The sequence below is a fragment of the Endozoicomonas sp. ONNA1 genome (assembly GCF_024606325.1).
Lineage (GTDB): Bacteria > Pseudomonadota > Gammaproteobacteria > Pseudomonadales > Endozoicomonadaceae > Endozoicomonas_A.
In genome coordinates, this window is the sequence record NZ_JAHHPN010000713.1 from 1 (window position 1) to 5,133 (window position 5,133).

3 protein-coding genes are annotated in these 5,133 nt (G+C 47.0%); all 3 read right to left on the reverse strand.

Translation table 11 applies throughout. The features are described from left to right. Positions 1-1,039 (reverse strand): hypothetical protein (locus KDK19_RS16730; protein WP_257292407.1); only part of this gene is annotated, 1,039 nt, incomplete at its 3' end. A gap of 208 nt (positions 1,040-1,247) precedes the next feature. Then, the gene (locus tag KDK19_RS16735; protein WP_257292408.1) at positions 1,248-4,835 is read right to left on the reverse strand and encodes a PEP/pyruvate-binding domain-containing protein; all 3,588 of its coding nucleotides are present in this window, start codon (positions 4,833-4,835) and stop codon (positions 1,248-1,250) included. Between the two features lie 117 nt (positions 4,836-4,952). After that, a partial coding sequence (locus KDK19_RS16740; protein WP_257292409.1) for a hypothetical protein occupies positions 4,953-5,133 on the reverse strand: 181 nt, incomplete at its 5' end.

Below are 5,133 nucleotides of genomic sequence, written 5' to 3' on the forward strand. Positions count from 1 at the left end.
TGACTGTTATCATGCCCATTCCATGATTAGTGAACAAAGTGACCGTTTGATCGTCGTTCAAAGTCAGCAAAATCCAGATACCAGAGTTAGGTTCTGGCAATTGATAGGACGAGGTTCCATCCGATATATAAAAGCGTCCCAGAAAGTTCCAGCGTCCTGCTTGCAGGAATCTTAAAATCCAATCCTGTGGTTTCAGAAACGTCATAGCCCAACCCTGCGGATTGAGATATTGACTAAGCCACTTCCACCGCCATGAACTTGTCATGTCAAGCACCGATGAAGGAATAACACAAGACTCAATATAAGGGTCAAATTTCACGTGCTCAGGAGCAAAAAGAGGGTGAATACGTCTCTCATCTCCCTTCCCATAATCCAGTAAGTAGACACTCAATCGTTTGACCAGACTATCATCCGCCTCCAGATGAGCCTGCTGTTGCCGCAGCAAGATATAATAGAGGTAAGCAAAAAAACGCCTCTCATTCCTCAGTTGCTTCCAGTCATAACTTGCCAGCTCGGCTTTTACTGAGATCGACAGCCAGCCAATTCTGATAAAGAAGGTTTTCTCAAGCTGATCTAAACCAATATCGGTGATCCCACTTGCCTCAATAAGGGAGAAAAAAATGGTGAGATCTTCAGGACTAAACAAGCTGGCAAACCCTTCACGGTTTCCTTCAGGAAGGTTTCTGTCAATCTGGCACTGCATGAATTCAGATCGTTCTCTGAACGTTTGTATTTCATTGCTCAGTCTCTCAGTCAGTGTGACTTGACTACCGTCTAAACAGTCACTCGCAACGCTCAGTATATTCACTGCAGTTAGGGTCTGGTTGTCTGTTTCATCATTCAATAGCTCTAACAGCAACTCGCATAACCCATAGACACCCTGATTTGACCTGAGAGAGTTTGTTTCTCCACAATTAGGGCAAATGCCGCCCTCTGCACCTTGGTTTGAAAACTCTTTACAGTCAGGACAGGCGGCGTTCACTGTTAGCACAGACAGCCCCGCAGTCAGTAATATGAATACGATGAATAATCGCTGCATAGATATCTCTTGATAAGTCAGTTGCTGAAAGACAGTCACTCCCTTGTTTTGTCACTTAATACAGCAGGATAGTCAATGCGGATCAATCATGTCAGCATTATCGAGTCCGGTTAATTCATCAGAAGAGGTGTGAGAGGCCTGTGAACCCCGTGGTTTACGCTAAAACAGCCGTTGTCGAGACAGCTATTTTAAGAACCAGCACAGTGAATCAGAACTCATATGCTGGTTTCTGAACGTATTTACGAACTTTGGAGTTTCTGTGGACTGCAGACCTGATAAAGGCTTCATCATTTTTAAGTTCATCATCAGCGTACACAAAAGCACGAGGATACTGTTTAATCAAGTCCAGCAGATACTCACGATCATTCAATATACTTTTACTGGCATATGATAAGAGACCAACATTATCGGCAATCAGCATTTGGATAATGTGTTTATCGCCACGGATTCTTTCGCTTGCATCATTCAGAGCTGTTGGACACTTTGCGATAGCGGCCATTACCACCTCATCATGGTCCCGAAGTTCTGAGCTGGCATATTCCAGGTCGCCCGGATGTTCTTTAATGGTGAGTAATACAAGGTCTTTATCGTTTCGAACCCGTTGGCTGGCATAGGTCAGCCCATGTTTCAGCAGAACATTCCTGACCTTTTCCTGATTATCCGGAAGCGGCTGACCTGGTGAAACATAAAACTCCAGCTTGTAAGTGCTGGGTGGTTTGATAACAAAGTATTCATTTTTCAGGCGGTTATCAAAATACTCAAACAATGGAATAGCTTTTCGGGAACCAACGAGTAATAGGTGATATAAAATTTCCCTGCGGGTATCCTCACCGATCTCGCCACTCATTAACATTTCCTGAAGTTTGTCCTTCGATTCAGCTAACCGTTGGCTATGATCAATAAACTGTTGTTGGTGGCTGCTTAATAACTGGCACCAATCGGGCGTCATACAGAAAAATCTGTAATAAAACATTGAGAAAAGACAATGTTGAAAGGCAAATCTATCAGCTTCTGCCGCAGGATCGCTATTAAGACGTTGTGCAAGAAAGTTAAAGTTCCATTGACCTCCTTCAAAAATGGCTTCATTGTACCTCAAGTGAATCTCCATCTCATCAATAGCATCTAATACAGTGATCAGTTTCTTAAAGGCACCGTGCATGGACTGAGTGGTTGTCATTCGAGGGCATTCAACGATAATTTCTCCCGCCACGGCGTTGCAACTCAGCTTCATGCCATCAGCATTTTTATCCAGTTCAATCGCTTTTAGTAACTGCACCAGAAACCACATACGCTTCAGCCTGCCGGGTTGATCACTGCCATCAGGATTATAAAACTGGTCAGAGAATTTCAGCCGCAAGGTTCGTCCTTTTCCACCCTCAGCGTGTTCAAGCAGCTCGATAATGCCCACATGATTGCCAAACTCCAGATTAACAATCATGGCATCAACCATACTGACGACAGTGGCTTGAACTCCTAATTTTTCGATGGATTCTCTGCAGGACGGCGTCAAAAGAGGCGCTTTTTCACCCAAGGGAGTGCAATCAACATAAGTGACTTCCTGTTCCATAGATACCTTGCCCTGACCAGAAGCCAGAGTAACCGGTGCCAGCGCGTTTATGAAGCACTGATGCAGGGCAAAAATCAGGTCATGGACACTCAAAACCTGCCTGGCCTCAGAGTGATGGAGTGTTTGAAGACAGGATTGCAACTGATGGCAGGCTGCCACCCACTGACGAAAAGTTCCCGATGATAACCGGTCTTCTTCGCTGGATTGCAGAGAAGGGATGATCGTTTTTAACCCCGATTGAATGGTCTGTTTCAGCGTCTCGAACCGGTTGATTATTTGCTGTAACTCATCCAGCAATGGCTGAACCTCGGGTGAATCCTTGTCATCCGCCAGCAGCAAAAAGGCCCGGTAGCCGTCCAACAGGGCTTCGGCTCCATGAACCAGTCGCTTTATGTTGTCCCAAGATTCTGCCAGCAGCTTTGATCGCTGTGGCGACATACTTACTTTTATAGGGTTTGCCAGACCATCCAGCCCACCGCCGGGAGCAAAAAATGCCAACAGGCGGGCGTTTTGATCCGTTAGCCATTGAAAACCGCTGACAACATGACAGAATGTGCCTTCATCGGGGGTTAAATCATCCCGTGACGGGACGGCTTTTGCCAACGGGACATCAAAAACAGCAGGTGACAGGCTAATGTGACTGGCCAGTTTTTCGGTAAGGTCACCGGCAACTACGAAGGCTCCGGACTTACCATTAAAACGGCCGCAGGCCAGCGTCGCCTGCTGACCATCCTGAGCGGCCAGGGCCGCAAACTGCTCACCGCCCAGCAACAGTCTTTTTTGTTCCTGTCTCATGAGAATCGCTACATGATCATTGAAGCCACCTTCGGCAATGACAAAACCCCCTGCCCGCTTCAGGAACTCAGGCTCAAGCATCCATTCTTCGACGTGTCGGGCCAAAACAATGGCTCCGTCTGGCATAGAGTCTGCCTGTCGTTTTTTGGCCAACCAGATGGGTCCGGTACAATAGCCTTCGCTGACGGCCTCGCCAAGGGCCAGAGTGTCTTCGGGTATGGCCATAGCAAAATCCATGTCCCCGGAGAGTCGGGTAACAGGGCGTACCTGCAACAGGAACAGGCGGCCCTGATGATCGATGGCAAATTCCACATCCACGGGGCAGAGCAAAAGGTCTTCGAGCTTTATCACCATCTCCCTGAGTTCATCAAGCATGTCATTACCGGGTGGCTGACTAAGGTCGTCTGATTGAGTGTCCGTATCAAGAATTCTTGTTTCTGAATAGCCTTTATTATCTGTGTTTTTGTTCAGGATGAAGTGACTTGAAATCGTTCCGCGATAGTATTGAGAGTGGTCAGCGCCTGCTTTGTATGAAATATCAATGCGGTGAGGCGTGTTACCGGACTGTCCTGTCAATACGCCTCTGGGCTGACCGGGTGTATACTCAACCCTGATAGTATCATCCTGAAAAGACTGAAAACTCATGACTACTCCGCCATATTGGCAGTTAATGCACTGCTGAATGATCAGCGCCATGGGTTGCGGTATGCCTTGCGAACAAACTTCAGGCCGGTAACCTGAAGCCATCACTTTAAGGCAGGTACGAAAAACATCTTCTTCTCCCTGAACTTCAGAGAGGTATTTGCCCGCCTGAGCATCGCCGTAGTTATCTTCATTGATGCCAGAACTGCGGATCATCACCGGCCCTGATGGGGAGAGTTCGTCCAGCTGACAGCGCAGATCCCTGATCTGCCGGGCCGCTTCAGAATCTTTAACCAGTTCATAAAAGTCATTACTGGCAACAAATTTCGCCAGACCGGCCAGCCACTTAGCCCTTTTGGATGGCTCTGTAGCTAGCAAGCCATTGAGGTATTCCCTGATGTTCGTCAGGCTGGCCGTTTCAACCCAAAGTTCATCGACTATGCCGGGAAGATAGGGGATCAAACGATGGATATCAAAAGTGTGTTGTTCAAGAACATTCGTCACACTGGCTGTAACACATCTGAAGGGCGGAACAGCCAGGCCTGCTTGGTGCATACACAGCAAAAACATCCCCTTACCCCCAAGCTGTTGTCGATTGAGAAGAGAACGATCAGAAGAGTCTGAATCAGGCCTGCGGCAGATGCGCTTGGCTAATGGCCTTGTCTCGGTCAAAGTGTCGAGAGCATCAATATCCTTGAAATACCTCTTGGATGGGCTTTTTTCACCGGTATTCTTGCAGGAATAAGTGATCGGGCTTTGATAATCAGGCTCATAAAACTGAGTATTTTGCATTGAGACCTCTATTGTAATGTCAAATCCATGACTTAATGGCTAGCGCATGAGATGGTCAGTGAACGTGGAGCCAATACGTTATAGATAATTTATTCCTGCATTTCTGACAGTCATATTTTAATAAAGTTCACCCATCACTCTGAAGCACACAATTTGATCAGTCTCATGGCTACTATAACTATCACTACCAAGCTGACGCACGGCTGATAGCTCCGCGGAGGCATTTTCTTTCTGCTTCATAGGCTCAAAAGTCACCTGCCCGGTCATCATTCTTCGCATCGTAAGCTGCGGACCAGGC